A 24,978-nucleotide genomic window follows, 5' to 3' on the forward strand; every position below is an offset into this window, starting at 1 on the left:
TAGGTTTATTTCTAGTATTCAACTTCTACAATTTTATCACATATTGCCACAGGGTTACCGTAGGTTTATTTCTAGTATTCAACATCTACAATTTTATCACATATTGCTACAGGGTTACCGTAGGTTTATTTCTAATATTCAACATCTACAATTTTATGACACATTGCCACAAGGTTACCGTAGGTTAAATTCTAATATTCAACTTCTACAATTTTTTGACACATTGCTACAAGGGTCAAATAAATGTCATTTATAAATAGCAAGAGTTTGCACCTTTGCAAACTCTCCATCCCTTTTTTTCAACTATTCTTTTTGGATTTTTAAATAAATAACTTTTTTTCAATTAACTTTTTAATATGTTTAAAGAATACACCTGGTTAATTGATTTTAAAATAATCGAAATTACTCAATTTATATAGGGAAATTTCCTATTCATGTATCATGGATTTTTAATAAACAATATTCGATAAAAATTTATAGTATCTAGAGTGCAGATAACGTCCATTTAACCTGCCGATTCGTCACGGAGTGTTGGCGTGATTTTTGAATGGAGGGACGATTAGTCCTGGAATGGCTGAAAGCAAAAATCATGACAAAGAATCGGACTGGTTCAAATGTTTGTTATGTAGCGCCCCCAGTTTTGAAATAAGGGGTCTATAGACCCTATTTCAGAAGAATTCTGACGAAGTAAAACTTTGTTGAAGCCGTTAGGCTGAACCCTGCCTGACCGGATCATATCATGTAATTATTAAAATAACCAAAGATAAAAGTTTAGACTTACAGTCCCCTATTTTTCCTTTTTTTATTTTTTTAATATGTTTTAAAATCTCAATTTTTTACCAGTTAGAATCTGATTATACCCCAATTTAACATTGAGTCGCAAAAGTGCCTACATAACGTCCATTTAACCTGCCGATTCGTCACGGAGTGTTGGCGTGATTTTTGAATGGAGGGACGATTAGTCCTGGAATGGCTGAAAGCAAAAATCATGACAAAGAATCGGACTGGTTCAAATGTTTGTTATGTAGCGCCCCCAGTTTTGAAATAAGGGGTCTATAAACCCTATTTCAGAAGATTTCTGACGAAGTAAAACTTTGTTGAAGCCGTTAGGCTGAACCCTGCCTGACCGGATCATATCATGTAATTATTAAAATAACCAAAGGTAAAAGTTTAGACTTACAGTCCCCTCTTTTTCCTTTTTTTATTTTTTTAATATGTTTTAAAATCTCAATTTTTTACCAGTTAGAATCTGATTATACCCCAATTTAACATTGAGTCGCAAAAGTGCCTACATAACGTCCATTTAACCTGCCGATTCGTCACGGAGTGTTGGCGTGATTTTTGAATGGAGGGACGATTAGTCCTGGAATGGCTGAAAGCAAAAATCATGACAAAGAATCGGACTGGTTCAAATGTTTGTTATGTAGCGCCCCCAGTTTTGAAATAAGGGGTCTATAAACTCTATTTCAGAAGATTTCTGACGAAGTAAAACTTTGTTGAAGCCGTTAGGCTGAACCCTGGCTGACCGGATCATATCATGTAATTATTAAAATAACCAAAGGTAAAAGTTTAGACTTACAGTCCCCTCTTTTTCCTTTTTTTATTTTTTTAATATGTTTTAAAATCTCAATTTTTTACCAGTTAGAATCTGATTATACCCCAATTTAACATTGAGTCGCAAAAGTGCCTACATAACGTCCACTTGAGATGACGGCTTCGAGCCTGGAGCGAAGCGGAAGGATTGGCAACCTACTTGCCCACGAAGTGGAACAGCAAGTAGGATGACAAAGAAACGTTCTTCTCCAAGTGTTTGTTATACAGCCCCTCTATATATATTTATCTAAATTCTGCATTCCAAGTAATAAATATTCTACACTATAGTCTTTATATTTTTTTAATAATTTTACAGATTTATTTTTTAGATCATTCATTTTAGCTTTATCAAGGTTCATTTTTATTTCGCCAATTATAATTTTTTTATCAAGATCATTAACAGCAACTAAATCTATTTCATTAAGATTACCACGTTCCCAATAATTTCCAATAATATTAAATTCAGATTTCTCTTTGAAGATCTCTTGATACATCTTTTCTAATAATGGGCCTTTATAAACCTGTATATATTTTTCATAATATTTTTTTATATATTCAAAATTATAATTTTCTATTGCAGTTCTATTTATTTGTATAAACCTAAACCAAAATTTTAAAAAATTATCTTTTATGTGATACTTTTGAACTTTTCCAGTTGGTTTCGCTCCTACAGGTTTATTTTTATTTATTAAGTCATAATCTATTTCTAGTTTTTCTAAATATCCACCAATATTTTTTTCTAGTATAGATTCTATTTCAGAACGAGATGTTCTACCCTCCGACATTAATTCTAGTATAGAGAAATAAGTTCCATATTCTTTTCCAAATTCTTCTATTAATATTGTTTTACCCTCATTAATAAATGGAGAATCTTCACTAATATAATAATCAATTATTAATTTCTCAGACCATTTTTTATCATTAACTAGTATTTCTATATATCTTGGTATTCCACCAGTAATTAAAAATATTATGAACAGATTTTCAGTAGTAAAGCTATTATTATCTAACAATATTTGTTTTATTGTTTTTGGAGAAAAAGGTTTTAAGTATACTACCATATCAGCTCTACCAAATAATGGTTCTTTACTATTTTGAAATATCTTATGCATTAATGAATATATTGATCCTATAAATATCACTTGCATTTTTGATTCAAACTTATAACTGTCCCATAAATTTTGTAAATCAGAATATACAGATGGATTAATGTTATAGAACTCTTGAAACTCATCAATTATTATTACAATTTCTTCTTTCTTAGCTATTTCTAATAAAAGTTTGAATATATCTTTAAAGTTAGATATTTCTCCAATCACTGGATAATCTAGTTTATCTTGTATTGTTGCAACGAATTCTTTACAAAGAAGCTTCTCTGATTTCTTTGATATAAATAAATAAAGTGATTTCTTATTATTAGCAAATTTTGTAGCTAATGAAGTCTTCCCTATTCTACGACGTCCAGTAAGAACAGTCATTTTTGATGATGAACCTAATGTTGTGTATTGTTTTTCAAGAAACTGTAATTCCTTTTCTCTAGCGTAAAATTTCATTTAGTTTACCCCTTATAGTAATTGTAACACACATTATGATAACTGTCATTACTATAAGAGAGCGTTTAGAGTCTGTATAACGCCCATTTAACCTGCCGATTCGTCACGGAGTGTTGGCGTGATTTTTGAATGGAGGGACGATTAGTCCTGGAATGGCTGAAAGCAAAAATCATGACAAAGAATCGGACTGGTTCAAATGTTTGTTATGTAGCGCCCCCAGTTTTGAAATAAGGGGTCTATAAACCCTATTTCAGAAGATTCCTGACGGAGTAAAACTTTGTTGAAGCCGTTAGGCTGAACCCTGCCTGACCGGATCATATCATGTAATTATTAAAATAACCAAAGGTAAAAGTTTTGATTTACAGTCCCCTATTTTTCCTTTTTTTATTTTTTTAATATGTTTTAAAATCTCAAATTTTTACCAGTTAGAATCTGATTATACCCCAATTTAACATTGAGTCGCAAAAGTGCCTACATAACATCCATTTAACCTGCCGATTCGTCACGGAGTGTTGGCGTGATTTTTGAATGGAGGGACGATTAGTCCTGGAATGGCTGAAAGCAAAAATCATGACAAAGAATCGGACTGGTTCAAATGTTTGTTATGTAGCGCCCCCCAGTTCTGAAATAAGGGGTCTATAAACCCTATTTCAGAAGAATTCTGACGAAGTAAAACTTTGTTGAAGCCGTTAGGCTGAACCCTGGCTGACCGGATCATATCATGTAATTATTAAAATAACCAAAGGTAAAAGTTTAGACTTACAGTCCCCTATTTTTCCTTTTTTTATTTTTTAATATGTTTTAAAATCTCAATTTTTTACCAGTTAGAAACTGATTATACCCCAATTTAACATTGAGTCGCAAAAGTGCCTACATAACGTCCTATTGAGCAGTTTTACGGCCGGAGTGAAACGGAGGTGTTGGCGCATTATTTGCTTTTTCTGCAAATAGTGTGAAAACAGTAAAATCTGTTCGAATAGCTTGTTATGTAGCGCCCCCAGTTTTGAAATAAGGGGTCTATAGACTCTATTTCAGAAGATTTCTGACGAAGTAAAACTTTGTTGAAGCCGTTAGGCTGAACCCTGCCTGACCGGATCATATCATGTAATTATTAAAATAACCAAAGGTAAAAGTTTAGACTTACAGTCCCCTATTTTTCCTTTTTTTATTTTTTAATATGTTTTTAAATCTCAATTTTTTACCAGTTAGAAACTGATTATACCCCAATTTAACATTGAGTCGCAAAAGTGCCTACATAACGTCCAATTAACTTGTTTTTCGGCCGGAGCGAAGCAGAGGTGTTGGCGCATTATTTGCCCACGAAGTGGATCAGCAAATAGTGTGAAAACAGAAAAATCCAGTTCAATTGTTTGTTATACTTCTTACTACATTATCCAAAATTAATTTCACTAGGAAATTTATCTTTTACTTTCTTCTTATATTTGTTCAGTTTTCGGTAATCAACATACCCTTTGTGTTGTAAAATTCCTAAAATTACAGATTGTTCAATTTTAAGTTTTTTGGAGATTATATTTAATTTTTCTTCAGAAAAATACTTAGTATATTGTAATGATTCAGTAATTATTTCTTCCACTCTGAGTAATTCTTCAGCTTTTTCATCAGCTTCTTTTTCTAATTGATCATTAGAGTCATTATTTGTTAAATCATCTAAAAAGTACTTATCTTTAAAGTTTGATAAATGTTTTATCACATGTGCTATTTCATGAGCTAAAGTGAACCAAAAATTATCTATCCTATCATATCTACAAGTGTAAACAATTACTGGATTTTCTTCATCGTAAAAACAAGCTCCATCTAAATAAGTTTTAGTTAAATGTGAAAGAACTAAAAATTTTATACCTGCTTGATTTAAATCTGCTATAATTTCATTTATACCATTAGTGGAAACAGTATAACTTGTATAATTTTTAATAATTTTATGTAATTTATCCTTATTATACTTAGGTACATTTATAGTTTTTGCCTTCAATAAAGCGATTCTTTGCCAAGTCGTAGAGTAATAATTTGTAAATTCTTCATTTGTTTTGCTTTGTCTAGCACAATATTTTTTTTCACAATTCTCATATATAGATATATCATTTGGCTTTTTATCCCAAATATTTTCATACAATGACTCATATCCAGAAGCAGTATTATCTATAGAAAACCAACCTTTTTTTCTAATTTCTGAAACAGGCATGAATTTTCTTATTTTAGCTTTTATTTGAGTTGCTGTCTCTTTGTCTGTAATAGGTTCCAATTTTAATCTATATTGTGTATCGAGGTTTACCCAAAATTCAGCACTAGTACTAAAGGCATCAGCTAATAATTTAGCCACTTTTATAGTTATATGTGCTTTATCATTAATTATTTTACTTAATTGTTTTGGTGATATATCAATTATTTGTGCCAAATCTTCTTGATTCCAACCTCTGGATTCAAGGTATTTTTTTATAGTATAACCAGGTCCTATATTAATAAATGGTCTTAGATTACTAACTGTATTCATATCTTGTCTCCTTAATAATTATTGGTAATGTTTACTGACTTCATCAATACCAACAATTCCTATAGTTTGATCATCATTTTCCCACTCTATATCAACTTCAAGACGATATTTTCTATTAATCCTAAATGAGTGCCTATTTTTAAAACCCTGTAATTTCTCAAAATTTAGTGAAGGTTGATCCCAGAAATCATATATATCTTTTGCCGCATCTATAATACCAACAAGCCATATAAAGTCACGTACAATTTCTTCACTTAATTTATATTTTTTACTTTTACCTGTTGTATACAATTTTTCAAGTTTCTTATTAGAGAAATAACATTTCACAATTTAATTTTCCTATTAATACACCTATATGTCAACACGTATTACCTTTTAGGTTAAATTTAGTTGACGTTTTTAATTTGTAGGTGTATATTATTTTCATGGAGTAAAAAAAAAGCTCCACCCATACAAATAATGGAATGAAGCCTGTTTATTAATCTGCAAATTAACAATAACAGCTTAAAATTCTTCTGTCAATTATTTCAGTTCTTTTAGTGTTACTTCAAGAGTTATTTGTGTTAAGCTTAATTAAAAGGACATATAAAATGGCGAATAAAACAGTACCTGTTAAACCACATAGAAGGTCAAAGCCTTCTACACCAGCTTATCCTGGCCCAGGAAAGAAACCTGGCCCAAAAACAGTACCAGTTAGACCTCATAGAAGATCTAATCCATCGTAGTTTTCGCTGGGTTTTTAATACCCAGCTTTACTGATTTTCCATATAAAATACGAAATATTAATAATATCTTTGAATTATGACTCAAATATCGATGAAATTTAAGTAAGTATAACATATTATATAACTAGTTTTGACATCCTTTTTTAGCAAATGATTACAATATCAACATAAGCCTATTAAAAATAACATTTAATTGAAGCTATATAAACAAACTAACTATAGTTGTTATGCGGAAACGTAAATAATAAGGGGGGCTAGTAATGGAGATGGAAGAGTTCTTAATATCAAAAGGTGTGCCAAATCATAAAATTGTATTTTTTAAATATTGGATCGATTCATATATAAGTTTTATCTCAACAAATAAAAACGTTAATGATAATGTATTTTTTAGTAAATTGGACCTTACAAGTCCAGCTTGGAAAATATCCCAAGCAAGATTGGCTATAAAATATTATAAGGATTATTCAAATAAAATAGAGAAAAATGATTCAACATGGGATGAAATCCTATTAAGACTTAAAAATGAATTAACACTTCAGCATAAGTCATTAAATACAAATAAAGTTTATATCTATTGGCTTAAGGATTTTATAAAATATATAGGAAAGAAGCCAGCAATACACATAAAAGAGCATGATATAAAGCAGTATTTATCATACTTAGCGTCAAGAAGACATGTTTCTGCAGCAACACAACAACAAGCTTTTAATGCTCTGTTATTTAGTTGTAGATTTATATTAAATATTGAAATAAACGAACTAGTCTCAGTTGTTCGGTCAAAAGCAAAAAAGAAATTACCAGTTGTACTTACAGTAACAGAAATAAAAGAAATTTTTAATCATATGGAGAAAAATAAACTGTTAATGGTTCAATTGATCTATGGAGCAGGTCTAAGACTTAATGAGTGCTTAAACCTTAGAATTAAAGATATTGATTTTAGTCGATCAATAATAATTGTAAGATCTGGGAAGGGAGATAAGGATCGTGAAACTCTATTACCTGGGTTTTTGACAACTTATCTACAAAACCATATAAGTAGTATTAAAAAGTTATATTTAGATGATAGACATAATATGGTCAATGGAGTTATTCTGCCTGGGGCCCTTGAAAAAAAGTTCCCAAATGCAGGGAAAGAGTGGTCATGGTTTTGGGTATTTCCTGCAAGTAAGTTATCAGTAGATCCCTTAACAAATACAGTTCGTAGGTATCATATATATCCAAGTACACTACAAAAATCTTTTAAAGATGCATTAAAAAGATCATTAGTACCAAAGGTAGCATCAATTCATACCCTAAGACACAGTTTTGCAACTCATCTAATAGAGAACGGATATGATATTCGTACAGTGCAGGAACTCCTTGGTCACAACGATATAAGTACAACAATGATTTATACCCATGTTGCAACCAAGAATAAACTAGGTGTAATTAGTCCTTTTGATAGGTTATAATGAAAAGTCTATATATTTTTCTTTCTTCTAAAAAGTGTATATATGGAGGTAATCACTAAAATAACAATTGAAAAAATTGATACGACTATTATAGATTGGAATAATGGCTCAGTTGAACTTCTTTTAATAAATATGCCTAAATATGCCCATATTACAACTAGGGCAAATGGGATATTATTATATTGAAGTAACATTAAAGTTGTAATTATTAAACCTATTATTATTAGTATAATTGTCCAAACTACTTCATTAAGTGGAGATCCGTCCCATCCTAATGTGACAAATAGTGCGGTAAAGTTTGCAATTGTTGCTATTGATATCCATCCCCAATATACACTGTTTGTAATAAAAAATATTTTTTTTAGTTTGCTCTTATTCATACTTTTTAAATGTCTATCGAATTTAAAGAGTGTATAAAACAATCCTATCATAATAATTAGGGATAATGGGACTAGCCGATAATGCCATGATAAAATCCAAAGTATATTTAATATAAAATTTATTCCCAATAAAATATTAAAAGGAACAAGTTTTTTACTAGGGTCCTTAAGGGAGCTAGCTATATTAGAGAATACTAAAATTGTAAGTAGTATATATATAAGACCCCAGATGGAAAATGTTATACCAGCGGGAACAAATAAGTTAGGGATTAAATCTGAAAGCTCCCCTGTATTATAATTGTTTATTGGTAAAATGTTTGCTAAAGCATTAGTTAAGATTACTCCTACAAATAAGAGAAGGTTTACAATTGATAAAATTTTACTATTCTTCATTTTTATCTCCTTTTATTTTAAGTTTAACCTATCATGCAAGGATTTAAACTAAATATTTTTTATATAGTTTAAAATATTAAACTTTTCTATTGGAAGATTATTTCTAAGGTATAGAGGATGATGAGGATGACCTTTTTTTGATATTTTTCCTATTGAATAGATCTTATTGTCTTCTAAGATTTTACTTAAATCAAATAAACATCTTTTTAAATATTTTCTTTTTTCTATTAAGGTACCCCATGCAACCCAAATATCATAGGAGTTTCCCATAAGAAGTTCTGAAATAGCTTTTAAATTTTCTCTGTGGATTTTTAAGTCTATGTTTTTGTGTAATTTATTAGGGTCTGTTGCTCGCTGGGGATAAAGATTTATCATAATCCAGGAGTCATAACCTAAGGAGAGAGCTCTACTTTTAACAACTCTCAGTGTATTATCAAGTTTGTAAGGTGTCGCAGTACTTGGGTTAACCCCAATACAAACTAAAGGGTTTTTTCCTCTTTCTCCTAGGATATACCGGCTTTTATTGTTTAAGGTATTATTATATATCCAATTTCCCACTTTAAGTTACCTTCTTATAGATATCAATTTTAAAATCGCTCTCAATTTCCCATGTAGATTTAGATAGCATAAACTCTAAGGCATCTTCTGATATTTTCCATCCAAATGGTGTCATATCTAAAAGGTTACGAACTATATTTTTTTCAGTTATCTTCATTGTATAGGTAAGATTATCACTAGATATCTTTTCAAAGTTTTCTGACTCATCTGATTTATTTGAAAGGTTTAAGACTTCCTTATATATTATCTCTCTTAACTGATATAAATGCCTTTCCCCAGGTGTTACTGTTATTAGATACCCACCCTTTTTTATTACTCTATTTAACTCGGTTAAGGATGATGGGGCATATACTCTATACAGTAGATCGATAGAGTTATCTGCTATAGGTAATTCAAAAGCACTTGCTGTACAAAATTGTATATTTTTATATCTTTTTGAACCATATTTAACAGCGATCTTAGAGATATCTACTCCATATATTGTATTGTGTTTATTAACGATGTTTTTATCTATTATTCCGGCATAGTACCCTTCTCCACAGCCTAAATCTAATATGTTTGCACCTGTAATGTTTTCCAATATACTATTTATTTTATCTGATAAGTTTAATGCAAGTCTTTTATAATATCCTGATTCAAGAAATTCACGTCTTGATAAAAGCATTTTTCTATTATCCCCTGGATCCTTTGTTTTTTTGCTTTTTATTGGCATTAAATTTACATAACCCTCTTTTGCTATATCAAAGCTATGATTGTTGGTGCATTTGAATGTTGTATCTATTTTCTGTAAAGGTTTTTTACAGACTGGGCATGTATAAATTATCATCTATGTACTCCATACAGATTAACTTTACTCTTTTTACCCCTTAGGGATAGTTCTTTATACTCTGTAATATGAAATTTATCTATAGGTTTTAGTGAGTTAATAATTCACCCTTTGTTGATAAAATTCCAGAAGTTAGATCAATAAAGAATTAATTTGATATATGTTTGATTATTATTCCTATGAATAAACATATTAACCCACCATTAGTTTTTAAAAAAAGGACTACTAATAATGCTTTGATATGTTATTAGATAAGTAAAAATAGAACAAGTTACAAAAGATATGGTTCCAACTAATATAAGATGTCTTAATTGTTGTTTTAATAACTCTCCATTTATCATTTTAAATCATTAAAGAAATATGCATGATTTGCATTAAAAATTGGTGGTGTTCTATTAAGTATAGCTTTAATCTTTTCTTTTTGTTTCAACTCTTTTTTTAAGAAATCTCTAATATTTTTTCTGTTCCATCCCTTAGGATGGTTAAACCCAGAATATAGTGTTAGATCCGCATCTGAGAAATTATATGTATCCTGCTGCCTTGATATTTCGCTGTTAATTGGTAGATTAAATATTGCCATATTTAAATATGTAATATAACTATGAAATTTAATTAAAAAATCCATTGTCTTTATTGCAGATTTATAATCCTCAGCAGGAGTTCCAAATAGTATATAAATAAATGTTTTAATTCCAGCCTCTTTAAGATTTTTAAGAATTATAACTACATCCTGGAGTTCTATCCCTTTGTTCATACTATCTAAAACTTTTTGATCCCCAGACTCTAGTCCAAGTTTTAACATAAAACAGCCCTTTGTTTTTAGTTTTTTACAAAAGTCTAAATCCTTTAGGTTTGAATAAAATTTAGTAAATCCATACCATGGAATACTATTGTTAGACTCTGTTATTGCTTTTAATACAGATGGATTTATCTCATTGTCTAAGAAGTGGAAGAGTGTGGGTTTGTATCTTTTTGCTAAGTATGCCATCTCTTCTATTACTTTTGCGGTTTTTTTTGCTATAAATGGGTTATCTTCAGCCTTTTCCGGGCAAAAAGTACACTTTTTCCAACTACAGCCTAGGGAGCCACTTATTGGAATTATTCTACCAGGGGAGTAGTATTTATAAAAATCTGTGAAATCATAGTCAGGTTTTAAGGATATTAGTTTTTCTCTATTTGGCTCAATATTTAGATACTCTAAGAGTTGAACTTCCCCAGGACCAATAAAGATTTCATCTACTACACTATTAAACGGATCATCCCAATAGGGTGATTTTACCCATGATGTAATTAGTCCTCCACCTATAATTATTTTAATATGTGGATAGTTATCCTTTAGATAACCTATTAATGAAAATGTACAAACTGCCTGATTTAAATATTGTAGTGAAATCCCAATATTTTTAATGTTAGAGTTATCTAACAGTTTTGGTAATCTATTTTTATAATACTCATAAAAGGGATTGTCCTTATAATTTTTAGCAGCCTTAAGAAGGTCTAAACTTTTTAGGGAGTCATAATCACTACTTAAAAAGTTAGCCATAGTAATAGTGCTTTTATTATCTAAAGTATTGTTTAATCCCCTAGTCAGTTCAGCGATTACTTTTATATAGGTATCGAAGTTTTTATACCCCTTTGATGTGGTAATTAGGTCGCGATTATGTCTTTTTTTAGGGTTATCTTTAAAGTAAATATCAAGTAAGAACTCCTGTCCTTCGTAGTTCATATCAACAATTTTATAATCAACATTATGGGCTTTTAATACGGCTCCTAATATTGGTAAACCACCTGGTGGTTCACAAGCTTTAGCCACTGGTGGGAAAATTAATAACATAATTTAATATATAATAATGATAAAAAAAAGCTACTAGGATTAAACCTAGTAGCTTATTCATGTACTGTATAATATTTAAAGTATTGACTTCATTGCAGTCATATAACCTCTTAGCTTATCTCCAACAATTTCAACTGGATGATTTCTAACAGCTTTATTTACTTCAATTAATTTTACATTATCTACACCATTATCTCTATTGTCTAAACCTTTACCAATAACAGATAGGTCAATTTTTTTCATAAAGTCACCTAATAGAGGTTCACAAGCATTTGCAAAAAGATAACAACCATACTCTGCTGTATCAGATATTACAACATTCATTTCGTAAAGTTTCTTTCTTGCAATTGTATTCGCAATAAGAGGAGTTTCATGTAGTGATTCATAGTAGGCAGACTCTGCAATAATTCCGGAGTTAGTCATAGCTTCAAATGCTAATTCAACTCCTGCTTTAACCATTGCTACCATTAGGATACCTTTATCATAGAACTCCTGTTCAGTTATCTCCATATCTCCAGATGTTGCTTTTTCAAATGCAGTCTCACCTGTAGCCTTTCTCCACCCTAATAGGTTAACATCATCATTAGCCCAGTCTTCCATCATAGTTTTAGAGAAGTGACCACTAATAATATCATCCATATGTTTATTAAATAGATCCCTCATTATCTCCTTTAACTCAACAGATAAGTCATAAGCTTTAATTTTAGCTGGGTTCGAAAGTCTATCCATCATGTTAGTAATACCACCATGTTTTAACCCTTCTGTTATAGCTTCCCAACCATACTGAATAAACTTAGAAGAGTAACCTTCATCCATTCCCTCTTCAATCATTTTATTATAACAAAGGATGGAACCAACTTGTAACATACCACAAAGGATAGTTTGTTCACCCATTAAATCTGATTTAACTTCTGCTACAAAAGATGACTGTAGACAACCTGCTCTATCTCCACCTGTTCCTGCAGCGTAGGCTTTTGCAATATCCCATCCGTCCCCATTAGGGTCATTCTCTCTATGTACTGCAATTAGTGTAGGAACACCAAAACCACGTTTATACTCTTCTCTAACCTCAGTTCCAGGGGATTTAGGTGCAACCATAATAACAGTTAAGTCTTCTCTTATTTGCATTCCCTCTTCTACAATATTAAAACCATGGGAATATGCTAGAGTTGCCCCTTTTTTCATTAAAGGCATTACTGCAGATACAACATTTGAGTGTTGTTTATCTGGAGTAAGGTTAATAACTAAATCAGCAGTTGGTAACATTTGGTCATATGTTCCTACTTTAAAACCATTTTCACTAGCATTTAAAAATGATTGTCTCTTTTCTGTTATTGCTGCTGCTCTTAGGGTATATGAAACATCTAACCCACTATCTCTAAGATTTAGTCCCTGGTTTAGACCCTGAGCACCACAACCTACTATAACAATTTTTTTGCCTTTAAGCTTTTCAACTCCGTTGAATTCTGATCTATCCATGAATCGGCATTGGCCTAACTCATTTAACTGTAATCTTAACGGTAATGTATTAAAATAATTCATAATTTAATCTCCTAATGTGAATATAATATTATACTTCAAATGGTGACTCAATAGATTAAACCCTGTTTCCTAGTGCTATATTAGAAAGACATGATTCCACTTAATGCAACACTAGATTATTTTTATCCCTGTAATCGGTATTTATATTACTATTTTAAATATTCAACCAGTTCAATCATATCTTTTGATGGTTTTTTAGTGAATAAACTTACAATAATTATAGAGATAAATGAGAGAATAAACCCGGGTAATAGCTCATAGAAGTACTCACCATCAATTTTAATATAGTTTTTTACAATAAAAATTGTAGCTGCTCCAACTAATATTCCTGTAATGGCTCCAGCCTTTGTCGTATTTTTCCACAGAAGAGATAAAATAATTATGGGACCAAAGGCTGCTCCAAAACCACCCCATGCATAACCTACCATAGATAAAATAGATCCTTTGTCATTAAAAGCTATTAAAAAAGCAATTAGAGCAAAACCTAAAACACCAAAACGACTAATCCAAGCCTTCTCCTTTTCACCCCTTTTAGAAAAGAATGGTATATCTTCAGTTAAAGATGATGTTAGAACTAAGAGTTGAGAGTCTGCTGTAGACATTACTGCTGCAAGGACAGCAGCTAATACAAAACCAGAAAATAGTGGATGGAAAAGAGCTGTACTTAGAGCTAAAAATATACGTTCTGAATTTTCTGCTACACCATCTAGTGGGATTATAGCATTATAACCTATACCAATAAGACCTATTGTTATGGAGAATATTAGGGATATTACCATCCAACTAACTCCAATTCTTCTAGCTTTTGGTACTGATTTAACACTATCTATTCCAATAAACCTAGATAAAATATGTGGTTGACCAAAGTATCCAAAACCCCAGGCCATAAGAGAAGCTCCAGTTATTATTGTAGTTTTAAATGTAAAGGCGTTTGTATTAACACTTTTTATAAGTTCAGTATTATTAGTAATATAATTAAAACCCAATATTACTGTAAAAACTAGAGCTGTTAACATTAATAGTCCTTGAATTAAATCTGTCCAACAAACAGCCATATATCCACCTAAAAATGTATATGATACAACTACAAGAGTTGTTATTATCAAAGCAACACTTTTTGAAGCGTTAAATGTATATGAAAATAGTAGAGTGCCCCCCTTTAAGCCTGATGCTACATATAGTGTAAAAAATATCATTATTACAACTGTTGAGAAAATCTTTAAAATATTACGACTATCCTCAAATCTATTAGATAGATAAGAAGGTATAGTTACAGCGTCTAATTTTTCAGTAATGACCCTTAGTTTACCTGCAACTAATAACCAATTTAGATAAGCTCCAATTGTCAGACCTAGGGAGATCCAGACACCTTCTACAAGACCACTTGCATATACAGCTCCTGGAAGTCCTAACAATAGCCAACTAGACATATCAGAGGCCCCAGCGCTTATAGAAGTAACAAATGGTCCTAAAGATCTACCTCCTATTATAAAATCCTTATTGTTTTTTGTATTTTTCAATGAAATATACCCAATAAATAACATAAGACATAGATAAATTCCAAACTGTATAATATTTAACATATTATCTCCTTTTCATATTTTAAATGTATATTACTAGGCTAAAAAAGTATTTACAACCTAATAAAATGAATAAATATTCACTAAAACACAATGTTTTTATTTTTTTTCACAATTATTAATCATACAATAATGTAGGTTTAAAACTTAATTTTCCGTTAAATAGATTTTTATTTAAAATAATAAAGGTAAATCATTTATAACATTTTAAATATTACGAAAAACATTTCTAAGAGCTACATATATGTTAGGTTCCCTATATATAGGATAATTTGACTCTAGTTTTTTATTGATATAAGATAAATTTGAAATTAAAAGGAGTAAATAATGAAAAATATTATTAAAGGAGTATTTCTAATATTATTAGTATCACTTCTATTTGTAGGTTGTCAAAAGAAGGGTAATGATAAGTTAGTTTTTGCTAGTGATGCAACATGGCCCCCAATGGAATTTGTAGATGAAGCCGGTGATATTGTTGGTTTTGACATGGACTTAATAGCTGCAGTTGCAGAAGAAGCTGGGTTTGAATATGAAGTTAAAAATACAAACTGGGATGGTATATTTGCTGGTCTAGCAAATGGAGCCTATGATGGAATTATCTCATCTGTAACAATTACAGAAGAGAGGCAAAAAGCTATGAATTTTACTACACCATACATAAACGCAGGACAGATATTACTTCTTAGAGTAGAGACTACATCAGTTGAAAAGATAGAAGATATGGCTGGTATGAAGGTAGGGACTCAACAGGGAACTACTGGAGATTTTGTTGTTGAAGAGATATCTTCAATTGATAGAAGAGCCTACGACGATATAGGTTTAGCAGTTGAAGATCTATTAAATGGAAATGTTGATGGTGTAGTTTGTGACTCTCCAATTGCTGCTGATTATGTAATGAATAACCCCGCCTTTAAAGGGAAACTTAAAATAGTAGGAGAACCATTTACAGAAGAGTTTTTTGGAATTGCAGTTCAAAAAAACAACGAAGAATTATTAAAAACTCTTAATGATGCTCTAGATAAAGTAATAGCATCTGGTAAAAGAGATGAATTAATTAACAAATGGCTGCGATAGATAAAAATATTAAGAGTCCCCGGATAGATGTTACAGATGGGACTCTTATACCTACAAAGTCAAATAGAGGAATATTTAACTCATGGAGAGTATCCCTTGCTGTTGCATTAATTCTAATAACCTATTTAGTTTTTTTTGCAAAAGGTGATTTCAAGGAGATCTTTTTAGTAGTTTCTAAAGGGATTCCTGTGACATTTCAAGTTACTATTTTTGCAATATTAGGTTCTATTATATTTGGGTTATTTACAGGCTTAGGACAGATAGCTAGACATAATATACTCAACTTAATTGCGGGAGTTTATGTTGAAGTTATCCGGGGTATTCCCCTATTAGTTCAACTGATATTTATCTATTATGCCCTGGGTAGGGTTTTTAAAATTGATGGTGCATTAGCTGCAATAATCGCATTATCAATCTGTTATGGTGCCTATATGGGAGAGATTTTTCGTGCTGGGATTCAGTCTATTCCTAAGGGTCAGATGGAGGCAGCAATTGCCCTTGGTTTAACAAGAGGTCAGGCTCTAAGAAGAATTATCATTCCTCAAACAATGAAGATAATTATCCCTGCAATTGGAAATGAATTTATCGCTATGTTAAAGGACTCTTCTTTAGTATCTGTTATCGCCTTAAGGGATATTTTAAGACGAGGAAGAGAGCATATATCTAGAACTTTTTTGTCCTTGGAAACCATGGCTGTAGTAGCTCTAATTTATCTAATAATAACACTAATTTTATCTAGAGTTGTTGCTATTATGGAAGAGAGGATGAATAACAATGAATAGAATTACTATAAAGGATGCATGTAAATATTTTGGTGAAATAAAAGCACTGCAAAACGCTAATCTAACAATTAAATCTGGTGAAGTGGTTCTAATTATTGGTCCATCTGGTTCTGGGAAAAGCACCCTATTAAGAAGTGTTAATCGGTTAGAAAATCTTACCAGTGGTGATATTTGGGTAGATGAAGATCATGTGACTGGAGTAAACTCTGATATAAGGAAAATTAGGGAAGAAGTTGGTATGGTTTTCCAAAATTTTAACCTATTTCCCCATTTAAGAGTTATAGATAATATTACACTAGCTCCAGAGTTGGTAAAAAAGAGTGATAAAAAACTTACAAAAGATAAAGCTAGAGAGCTTCTTAAAAAAGTAGGTCTTAGTGATAAAGAGAATGCATGGCCAAATCAATTATCAGGGGGACAGAAACAAAGGGTTGCCATAGCTAGAGCTCTTGCTATGGAACCAAAGGTAATGTTGTTTGATGAGCCAACATCTGCTTTAGACCCAGAGATGGTAAAAGAGGTTTTAGATGTTATGTTAAGCCTTGCAAAGGATGGTATGACTATGATGGTTGTAAGCCATGAGATGGGTTTTGCAAGGGCAGCTGCTGATAGAGTTGTTTTTATGGATGAGGGTCAAGTTGTTGAGGTTGGTAAGCCTAGTGACATTTTTGATAACCCTAAAGAACTTAGAACTAAAAGGTTTTTAGAGCATATTTTATAAGAGTATCCTCTGAAATGACACCAGTATGCCTATAAATATAAGTTTTACTATTCTTAGTATATATAATTATAGTTGTAGGTATACTCTCAATTTTAAAATAGTCTGATAATACCCCCTTATCATAATAAATAGGAAAAGTTATATTATAATCCTCTATAAATATTGATGGGTCATCTTTTTCAGTTTGTAACATATTTATACCATAAAAATCAACTTTATTTTTATACTCATTATAAAATTTATTAAGGCTAGGTATCTCAGCCTTACATGGAGGACACCATGTCGCCCAAAAATTAAGTATCACTGTTTTTGATTTTGTTGTATTTATCTGTGTAACTTCAAAATCTTCATCTAAAATTGTTAATTTCTCAAAGGATTCTATATAATCCATTGATAATTTATTTACATCTACACTATTAACAATTAGAAGAGACAGAAAACACAATAGAATGTATAGGCTAACATAGTATTTATATTTTAATTTATTTCTTATAAACTGTATTACAATGTATAAAGCTATAACAATAAATGCAACTTTCTCACCTAGTACTCCACCTTGTAGGAATAGTAAGCTAGAAGGGTTTTGTATGACAGTTTTGTAATTAGTAAATATTGGAGTTAATTTCCAACTAATAAACCCTAAAAATAGAGTATTGGTTAAAAGTGTTCCAATCTCCTTTCTTATATCCTTATTACTTATAGTGAAGAAAATATATAATTTAAATATTACTAGGTAAATTAATCCAATTAGTAGAAGTAATGGAATTGATAGGTTGAAAATATTTATTATCATAATAGAAATATATCAAAAGTCATATATAAAAAAAAGCCCCCAGTAGAGGCTTCCTTATTAAATTAAATTGTTTTCTGCTAAATATCTACCATACTCTTTATCTACAGTAGCAATATGCTCTATTAACCATGTAACAACTTTATCCTGGATATCTATTAGGATTAAAGCTTCATAATCTCCATTTTTAATTCTCTCCTGGATATCTCTAAAGTCATCTTCATACTTTTTATGAAGCTTTTTATGTTGGTCAAGTTTAGGATATTTATGTTTTTCAAGTAACTTCTCTTCATCCCTAAAGTGGTAATCTATATAATCACTTAAATAGTTACTAATCTCAATTAAGTTGTATTTTTTGTTACGATCTAACATTGCTACTAAGAGGGAGTTAATTCTTTTAAATAACTCTTTATGTTCATCATCCATATCTTTTACATCTACAGATAGTAGATCAGACCAGTCTATCTCTGCTGTAATATCCTTCTCTTTAACATCAACACCAGTATTTAAGTTTTTAGTCTCTAAATATAAAAGACTATTATTATACTTATTCTGATTCCCAAATGCTGAAACCATTAGTGATATGGAGTTTAACTCCTCTGTTAAAGATGAAACATTTGAGATGACCTCATCTGTTTTATGGGAAGATATATTAACCTGCTTTATCGAGCTGCTTATAACCCCTGAACCATTGGATATATTATCCGTAGCATCTTTAACTGAATTACTAGTTGAAACTAATGTTGATACTGATTCTAGAATCTCATTACTTGCTATAGATAACTCATTCATGGATAGTGAGACCTCTTTTAGAGATGATGCAAATAAATCAACTTCGTGTCTTATAACTTTAAAACTCTTTTGACTCTCATTACCAGCTTCAGATGCGAGATAAATCTTATCCCTAGTCTCTTTTAAGCTCTCCCCTATTCTTCCCGCATTTGATCCTGTCTCTTCTGCAAGATTCCTAATCTCGTGGGCTACAACTGAGAATCCCTTTCCTGCATCACCAGCATGGGCTGCCTCTATTGAAGCATTCATAGCCAGTAGATTTGTTTGGGAAGCGATATTATTGATAATATCAACCATACTCATCATATCTTCTGCTTTAGATAGAATCTCCTGAATAAAATGGTTTGTATTTTCAACTTTTTGACCACCATTATTAATAAGGGATGTTAGAGTATCCATAGTTGATAATCTTCCCTCACTAATTTTTGCTACATTGGAAATTGATCCCATAATCTCTTCAGTCGATGCACTAGACTGCTCTATAGCTTTAAACTGAGTTTCAACCTCTATGGTTAACTGGTTAACTGCAGATAGAATATTCTCTACAGATGATGATGCATTACTAACAGCATCTAATAACTCTGCACTGTTATTTTTAAGATCACAGATCTCTTCATTAATATTTTTTATTGCATAGGTACTATCCTTAGAGGACTTGTTTAAGTGAAGACTTAAGACTCTGTTCTTTTGAACAACTTCTGCAATATTTGCCACTGAAGATCTTAGATTTTCTATAAAAGAGTTAAATCCTGAGGATATAATACTTAGTTCACTCTTTTTGAAACAACTAGTTTTGATGATAATCCATCATTATCACTTTTTAAAACTTTAAACTTATCTGTAACTTCTTTTATTGAACGATTAATACCGAGATAATTTATAATCCCTACTATAAGGACAATTAAAGATCCAACTAAACCAATAAGAAAAATAGTTCCCTGAGCCTTAGTTATCTGCCCAACTATCTGTTCTATTATCTGCTTTTCCTTAGCCCCAAGATTTAATTGTGACATAACAAAAGTTATCTTAGTTAAACTAATATTGGTAACAAAGTTTAATACTATAACAACTATAAAAGTAAAAAGCGTATACCCTAATATTTTAAATTTTATTTTCATAATATAATTATATACAGAATATGAAAAAGGTCTAGTAAAAACGAACCTTTAAGATTGATTATCTTTATTGATATCCAATACAAAGTAAAGATGATCCATCTTAATAAATTCCTCTAATTGTTTTATATATAATTGGGTTAAGATGCTATCGTATTTATACATATTTGCTAACTTAAAATAGTTAAGAGATTTTACAAACTGTTTCTGATCAATATATTTAATGGCACTTCTAAATGCATCTAAAAAGAGCTTATCATAGTTACACTTATTAGATAGAATTTGATAAAGTTTAATAGGCTCTTCTTCATCTTGTAGTAAAACTGTACCTAGACAGACTACCTCATTTAGTTTTAATGATGATAGAGTTAATGATTTTTCTGTAATAATCATCTCGACATTAAAAAGGGACTGGAAGTGATCAATTTTATTTAATATTCTAGTTACACTTGATATGGCAGTAGCCTGTATCCTATTTTCTGAACCTATAGTCCCAAGAACTATCTGGCCAAAATGTATTGATAATCCAATATCCAGTTTTATACTATTTAATACAATATCACTTATAGATCTACCTGCATTAATTGCATCATCTGGAGAGTTTTTAAATATGACTTTTACTCCATCTCCACCGTAGGATTCAACATAACCGTTAAACTGATCTACCTGCTTTCCTATAATTTCATAAAAGCGATTGATTAGGTTAAAGCTCTCCTGGGATGATAATCCTTCAGTTAACTGAGTAAAACCTCTTATATCTATAAACATCATTGTGGCAATCTTTATTACTGAGTCTCCAGGTGGTCTATCCTCTAATAGAGTATTTCCTATATCATTTAATATATCCAATGGGACAAACTTAGTAAAAGCGTCTCGAATATTCCTATTTTTTAACTGTTTAATACGGATGTACTCTTGGAGTTTTTTACTTTCTTGAGCTATGAATATAAATATTACAATTAAACTAAAAAGAACAACATAGGATCCTAGTAGATTATAACTTATGTGATCCTGGTAACCTAAAATTATAGATAAAAAGTATAAATTTACTGAAAGAAGAAGTGCTAAGGACAAGTTTCTTTTATTAAAAAGAGCCTGAAATAGTCTTAAGTTTAAGTATAAAGCTGATATATAAACAATATAGTGTTGTAATAGGCCAATACTGATAAAATTAGTTATCTTAAATGGAAGCAAGAAAAATATAGAAACAAAAACCATTAGATATATTATCATCTTAGATGTAAAATTCGAGAATTCATAGGGGTAGAGATATCTTAAAAAAAGAAGTATAAAAACTATTCCATAAATTTCACTAATACCTATAATTCTATAACTTAAAGCCCAGCTGAAATTTGATAAAAAAATATTTGAATTTGAGTTTAAAAAGAATAGCCTACTAGCATTTGTTATTGTAAAAAGTGTTATAAATATATTATATCTATTTTTGATATTAACTATGGAAAGTAAAAAAAAGAGTATAGAGCATATAAATAGAGATCCAATAATTAGATAGTCAAGACTTCTATTTTTTGTATAGATTCTTTGAATATTCCTACTCTCTCCTATTAAGATCCATTTATATAGAGACCTATCCATATTTATATAATTACTAAATTCGATAAAGATATGTGTAAAACTCTCCTTCGGGGTAAAGAAGATTATGCCCTCTTCAATTTTAGGTTTATAGTTAGTCTTTACCTTAGATATAATCCCTGAACTCTTATAAACATTATTGTCTATCCAAATTTTAGATGCTGTAGAAAAGCCCGATGTATAAATGGCGTAGGATTTTCCTTTAACTAGATTTAGCTCTATAAAGAGAGTTCCATATTTTATACTGTTATTATACTCTTTAAGATTTACACCTTTTATCCCTTCTAGATTTATGTTATCACTTTTTACAAAAACATTTTTATATAGTGTAATATCATCTTTACTTACTGTATATGGATCAATATTACTACATGATAAAAATAGGCTTAATAGAGTTAAAGTTAATAATACTTTTTTCACTTCTCATTATCCTCAAGCTTTTTATTTTGGTAGATAAGTCCGAGATAGTAGTTGGTGGGAGTGTGATATTTATACAGTGATTTAATTCTTGTTAGAACACCTTCTAATTCATATAGAGGACTATAATTAAGCTTTTGCATTGTTAAACTAAATAGTTTATCAGCCTCTGTTGGTTCACTGGTATTAACAGAGTATATACCTATGTATTTTATCTTACCTTTAAGTTTTACCCGTCCCATAAACATTAAATTATATATAGATTTATTTTTAATCTCGTTATAAACACTTTCGCTAATTAATATATTTTTATCTATTTTATTTGTAAATGAGCTTATCCTACTTGCAGTATTTACAACACTGGAGATTACTGTGGCATCTACTCTTTTATTATCCCCTACAATACCAATATATTGATTTCCTAAATGTATTCCTGCTCTAACAACTATAGGATTTTGTCCCTTATTAGTTTTATTAAAATCTATAATAGCTTTATTTATCTCTATCATTGCATTAATTCCATCTTCAGGTGAGCCTGGAAAGAGCGCCATCATAGTTTCATCAATAAATTTATCTATAAATCCATTATGTTTTTTAATTATGGGAGAGGTTATAGCGTAATACCTATTTAAAAGATCTATACTATACTCTGCACTATTAACTCTTACGTATTTTTGAAAGTCCACAATAGTTGCAAAGATTATTGTCATTTTTTTCTCTACCCCATCTCCCTTTTTTATTGTAAGAAGATCACCTAAACCAACTGTTTTAAAAAAAGAGATAGGAACAAACTTATATAGGTATTTATTTATTTTTATATTCTCTTGGGTTAGTACTTTATTTTTTTCAATATTAAGTATCTCATTTCTAAAGATATTATAAAGCATAAAAAGTATAAAAAGCATAAGAGTTATAGACATAATATGTCTCTCTTTTGTATTAAAAAGTACTAGGCTTATATCATAGAATGCACCGGTACTGATAAAAATCAGGGAAATTAATAATTTAAACGAGTCTTTTAACTTCATCCTTACATAGATTATCAATAAAATTATTACAAAGAATATTGTGATAGCACCAGTTACGAAATATGGAAACAAAATATATTTATATATGCTTCCCGGAAAAAAGATTGCTATTATAGGAAAGAGTCCTGTTACTAAAGAGATTAAATTCAATAACTTTTTATGTGGATTATATGTAAAATAGTTCTTAACAAATAGAATAAATAGACATGGGAGAGAGTAAACACATATATACTCAAGTTTTTGTACTAAATATCCACTTATTTCTGGTAATAGATAGAAGATTAATTTCTCATTTATAACTAAACCTCTAATTGTAAGGGCTAAACATAGTAGAGAGAAGTATAAATTGTACCTATCTGTCTTACTATTGAAAAATAGTATAAGGAAAAATATGGATATAATTAGGGAGGCTCCGGAGAAAAAGGAGTCCCTTATAAAGTTCTCCTCATGCATTTTTAACATAGAGTAACTACTACCAATAAATGGAGTATTCCGAATTCCACCCACAGGATCATTTTTATTAATAATATCTAATTCTAATATGTTTAACCCTTTTTTTAGAGTAATAGGAATATAGTTTACTCGATATTGGTCTTCAAACCAGATTTTAACTCCGTTTAGATAGAGAGTATATTGGGAATTTACCTGTTTTGGAGTAAGTAAAAAGTTCTCTCTATCCTCGCTTAAAATATTTAATCGATATTTTACACGATTAGTATCTTCCTTCCATTGACCAGGAACTTTAGAGTATTTTGATGAGCTATCTTCTGTAGTTATAAACCAATTTCCAGATAGGGGAATAGGTTTATTTTTATCTATCTGAGCACTTGTTAAGTCTATACTACCATTAACAACCCTAGAGGAGAGTCCGCCAAGTAGGATTATTAGGTAGATAATTAACAGTATTTGTTTTTTCATTCACAATTATTATATAATATTTATGAGTATGAACAAGTTTTTATTTACATTTATTGTAGTCATAGGAACTTGTTGATAAAAGTATTAATGCCGGAGTGTAAAAAATCCATGTTGAACTTGTTGCAATCTCTTTAAAAATAATATTATCTGCTAATATTCCATAACCTACTGTAAAATCGCATAAGAAGAAAAAAGACATCCCAACTAGTATCATAATTGAGTTTACTTTTGGAAAATAACCTATTTTAATTGACAACCAAGAGATAAATACAGATAAACAAAGGACTAATGAGTAGAGTGTAAACCCCCACATTACCATTTGATTATCGATATTACTGTAAAAAACTATTTTTAATAAAAAGATATCTATTATTAGAAGAGTGATCAAAATTATCGATATATAGAGTTTATCTTTAAGAAAACTTTTAGAGTTAAAGTATTTTTTAATTCCATTGGAATTTCTAAAAGAGATGAGAAGTTGACCAATGGCAAATGTAACAATTCCAAGGGTTGTATGACCTGTTGTAAATGATAGATCTCCTAAAAATATGGCTATAAATGCAACTCTAATTCTCTTAGAGTCTGTTTTAGTAATAGAGCAGTTATATGTAGTAAAAGCTAATAGTAGACATAAAAATGATACAGTTAATTTTAAGAACTTTACAACTCTAAATGAGTCTATATACCTAATTGTATTACTATTAATTAGAAAGAGTCTTGACCAATCAAGGGATACATAGGACCCAAACAGTATAAACATTATCCCTATAATAATTAAATTTTTTCTTTTTATATTCATATTTT

20 protein-coding genes are annotated in these 24,978 nt (G+C 30.2%); 5 read left to right on the forward strand and 15 right to left on the reverse strand.

The window, feature by feature from the left end; genetic code table 11:
- Positions 1-1,826: 1,826 nt before the first annotated feature.
- The 3 genes from EW093_RS16730 to EW093_RS16740 form a co-directional block, all read right to left on the reverse strand.
- Complete coding sequence (locus tag EW093_RS16730; protein ID WP_149567813.1) at positions 1,827-3,146, reverse strand: ATP-binding protein; 1,320 nt, start codon at positions 3,144-3,146, stop codon at positions 1,827-1,829.
- A gap of 1,390 nt (positions 3,147-4,536) precedes the next feature.
- Positions 4,537-5,655, reverse strand: coding sequence for a helix-turn-helix domain-containing protein (locus EW093_RS16735; protein WP_149569490.1), 1,119 nt, complete (start codon positions 5,653-5,655; stop codon positions 4,537-4,539).
- Positions 5,656-5,673: 18 nt separating this feature from the next.
- Entirely contained in the window at positions 5,674-5,982 is a 309-nt protein-coding gene (locus EW093_RS16740) for a type II toxin-antitoxin system RelE/ParE family toxin (RefSeq protein ID WP_187759757.1), read from the reverse strand.
- 263 nt (positions 5,983-6,245) lie between these two features.
- On the opposite strand from EW093_RS16740, the gene EW093_RS17915 reads away from it, so the two are divergent.
- Positions 6,246-6,380, forward strand: a complete 135-nt coding sequence (locus EW093_RS17915; protein WP_281283449.1) for a hypothetical protein — start codon at positions 6,246-6,248, stop codon at positions 6,378-6,380.
- A 260-nt stretch (positions 6,381-6,640) separates the two neighbouring features.
- Positions 6,641-7,831: an integron integrase gene (locus tag EW093_RS16745; protein ID WP_223111623.1), complete on the forward strand. Its 1,191-nt coding sequence runs from the start codon at positions 6,641-6,643 to the stop codon at positions 7,829-7,831.
- Between the two features lie 8 nt (positions 7,832-7,839).
- Here the strand turns inward: EW093_RS16745 and EW093_RS16750 are convergent, their stop codons facing one another.
- The 6 genes from EW093_RS16750 to putP form a co-directional block, all read right to left on the reverse strand.
- On the reverse strand, positions 7,840-8,604 hold the full coding sequence (locus EW093_RS16750) for a tryptophan-rich sensory protein (protein WP_149569492.1): 765 nt from the start codon (positions 8,602-8,604) through the stop codon (positions 7,840-7,842).
- A gap of 48 nt (positions 8,605-8,652) precedes the next feature.
- Positions 8,653-9,162, reverse strand: a complete 510-nt coding sequence (locus EW093_RS16755) for a DUF1643 domain-containing protein (RefSeq protein ID WP_149569493.1) — start codon at positions 9,160-9,162, stop codon at positions 8,653-8,655.
- 1 nt (position 9,163) lies between these two features.
- Positions 9,164-9,988, reverse strand: a complete 825-nt coding sequence (gene rlmA, locus EW093_RS16760) for a 23S rRNA (guanine(745)-N(1))-methyltransferase (protein ID WP_149569494.1) — start codon at positions 9,986-9,988, stop codon at positions 9,164-9,166.
- A gap of 337 nt (positions 9,989-10,325) precedes the next feature.
- Positions 10,326-11,822, reverse strand: coding sequence for a B12-binding domain-containing radical SAM protein (locus EW093_RS16765; RefSeq protein ID WP_149569495.1), 1,497 nt, complete (start codon positions 11,820-11,822; stop codon positions 10,326-10,328).
- Positions 11,823-11,897: 75 nt separating this feature from the next.
- Positions 11,898-13,364, reverse strand: a complete 1,467-nt coding sequence (gene ilvC / locus EW093_RS16770; RefSeq protein ID WP_223111624.1) for a ketol-acid reductoisomerase — start codon at positions 13,362-13,364, stop codon at positions 11,898-11,900.
- 149 nt (positions 13,365-13,513) lie between these two features.
- Positions 13,514-14,947 (reverse strand): sodium/proline symporter PutP, encoded by a 1,434-nt coding sequence (gene putP, locus EW093_RS16775; RefSeq protein WP_149569497.1) that lies wholly within the window; start codon positions 14,945-14,947, stop codon positions 13,514-13,516.
- 324 nt (positions 14,948-15,271) lie between these two features.
- Between putP and EW093_RS16780 the strand changes: the two genes are divergently transcribed.
- Genes EW093_RS16780 through EW093_RS16790 form a run of 3 tightly spaced genes read left to right on the forward strand, consistent with a single transcriptional unit; the run spans position 15,272 to position 17,521 of the window.
- Complete coding sequence (locus tag EW093_RS16780) at positions 15,272-16,018, forward strand: basic amino acid ABC transporter substrate-binding protein (RefSeq protein ID WP_149569498.1); 747 nt, start codon at positions 15,272-15,274, stop codon at positions 16,016-16,018.
- Positions 16,006-16,800, forward strand: a complete 795-nt coding sequence (locus tag EW093_RS16785; protein WP_149569499.1) for an amino acid ABC transporter permease — start codon at positions 16,006-16,008, stop codon at positions 16,798-16,800. The genes EW093_RS16780 and EW093_RS16785 overlap by 13 nt, the downstream gene beginning before the upstream one ends.
- Positions 16,793-17,521: an amino acid ABC transporter ATP-binding protein gene (locus EW093_RS16790; RefSeq protein ID WP_149569500.1), complete on the forward strand. Its 729-nt coding sequence runs from the start codon at positions 16,793-16,795 to the stop codon at positions 17,519-17,521. Before EW093_RS16785 ends, EW093_RS16790 begins: the two co-directional genes overlap by 8 nt.
- Here EW093_RS16790 and EW093_RS16795 read toward each other — a convergent pair.
- Genes EW093_RS16795 through EW093_RS16820 form a run of 6 tightly spaced genes read right to left on the reverse strand, consistent with a single transcriptional unit; the run spans position 17,493 to position 24,973 of the window.
- Positions 17,493-18,314, reverse strand: a complete 822-nt coding sequence (locus EW093_RS16795) for a TlpA family protein disulfide reductase (RefSeq protein ID WP_149569501.1) — start codon at positions 18,312-18,314, stop codon at positions 17,493-17,495. The two genes, EW093_RS16790 and EW093_RS16795, sit on opposite strands and share 29 nt — an antisense overlap.
- A gap of 57 nt (positions 18,315-18,371) precedes the next feature.
- Positions 18,372-19,817 (reverse strand): bacteriohemerythrin, encoded by a 1,446-nt coding sequence (locus EW093_RS16800; protein ID WP_149569502.1) that lies wholly within the window; start codon positions 19,815-19,817, stop codon positions 18,372-18,374.
- A gap of 50 nt (positions 19,818-19,867) precedes the next feature.
- Positions 19,868-20,221 carry a hypothetical protein gene (locus EW093_RS16805; RefSeq protein ID WP_149569503.1) on the reverse strand — a complete coding sequence of 118 codons (354 nt, stop codon included), beginning with the start codon at positions 20,219-20,221 and terminating at the stop codon, positions 19,868-19,870.
- 48 nt (positions 20,222-20,269) lie between these two features.
- Entirely contained in the window at positions 20,270-22,231 is a 1,962-nt protein-coding gene (locus tag EW093_RS16810) for an adenylate/guanylate cyclase domain-containing protein (RefSeq protein ID WP_149569504.1), read from the reverse strand.
- Positions 22,228-24,174 carry an adenylate/guanylate cyclase domain-containing protein gene (locus tag EW093_RS16815; RefSeq protein WP_149569505.1) on the reverse strand — a complete coding sequence of 649 codons (1,947 nt, stop codon included), beginning with the start codon at positions 24,172-24,174 and terminating at the stop codon, positions 22,228-22,230. The genes EW093_RS16810 and EW093_RS16815 overlap by 4 nt, the downstream gene beginning before the upstream one ends.
- Before the next feature lie 40 nt (positions 24,175-24,214).
- Positions 24,215-24,973, reverse strand: a complete 759-nt coding sequence (locus tag EW093_RS16820) for a hypothetical protein (RefSeq protein WP_149569506.1) — start codon at positions 24,971-24,973, stop codon at positions 24,215-24,217.
- Between the last annotated feature and the right edge of the window lie 5 nt (positions 24,974-24,978).

Origin of the sequence: Thiospirochaeta perfilievii (assembly GCF_008329945.1) — a bacterium.
In the GTDB taxonomy this organism is placed as follows: domain Bacteria; phylum Spirochaetota; class Spirochaetia; order DSM-2461; family DSM-2461; genus Thiospirochaeta; species Thiospirochaeta perfilievii.

Excerpts from the sequence above, each read along its gene's own strand:
- EW093_RS16730 (WP_149567813.1), bottom strand. The coding sequence starts at position 3,146 with ATGAAATTTTACGCTAGAGAAAAGGAATTACAGTTTCTTGAAAAACAA.
- EW093_RS16735 (WP_149569490.1), bottom strand. The coding sequence starts at position 5,655 with ATGAATACAGTTAGTAATCTAAGACCATTTATTAATATAGGACCTGGT.
- EW093_RS17915 (WP_281283449.1), top strand. The coding sequence starts at position 6,246 with ATGGCGAATAAAACAGTACCTGTTAAACCACATAGAAGGTCAAAGCCT.
- EW093_RS16745 (WP_223111623.1), top strand. The coding sequence starts at position 6,641 with ATGGAGATGGAAGAGTTCTTAATATCAAAAGGTGTGCCAAATCATAAA.
- EW093_RS16750 (WP_149569492.1), bottom strand. The coding sequence starts at position 8,604 with ATGAAGAATAGTAAAATTTTATCAATTGTAAACCTTCTCTTATTTGTA.
- rlmA (WP_149569494.1), bottom strand. The coding sequence starts at position 9,988 with ATGATAATTTATACATGCCCAGTCTGTAAAAAACCTTTACAGAAAATA.
- EW093_RS16765 (WP_149569495.1), bottom strand. The coding sequence starts at position 11,822 with ATGTTATTAATTTTCCCACCAGTGGCTAAAGCTTGTGAACCACCAGGT.
- ilvC (WP_223111624.1), bottom strand. The coding sequence starts at position 13,364 with ATGAATTATTTTAATACATTACCGTTAAGATTACAGTTAAATGAGTTA.
- putP (WP_149569497.1), bottom strand. The coding sequence starts at position 14,947 with ATGTTAAATATTATACAGTTTGGAATTTATCTATGTCTTATGTTATTT.
- EW093_RS16780 (WP_149569498.1), top strand. The coding sequence starts at position 15,272 with ATGAAAAATATTATTAAAGGAGTATTTCTAATATTATTAGTATCACTT.
- EW093_RS16785 (WP_149569499.1), top strand. The coding sequence starts at position 16,006 with ATGGCTGCGATAGATAAAAATATTAAGAGTCCCCGGATAGATGTTACA.
- EW093_RS16790 (WP_149569500.1), top strand. The coding sequence starts at position 16,793 with ATGAATAGAATTACTATAAAGGATGCATGTAAATATTTTGGTGAAATA.
- EW093_RS16795 (WP_149569501.1), bottom strand. The coding sequence starts at position 18,314 with ATGATAATAAATATTTTCAACCTATCAATTCCATTACTTCTACTAATT.
- EW093_RS16805 (WP_149569503.1), bottom strand. The coding sequence starts at position 20,221 with ATGAAAATAAAATTTAAAATATTAGGGTATACGCTTTTTACTTTTATA.
- EW093_RS16815 (WP_149569505.1), bottom strand. The coding sequence starts at position 24,174 with ATGAAAAAACAAATACTGTTAATTATCTACCTAATAATCCTACTTGGC.
- EW093_RS16820 (WP_149569506.1), bottom strand. The coding sequence starts at position 24,973 with ATGAATATAAAAAGAAAAAATTTAATTATTATAGGGATAATGTTTATA.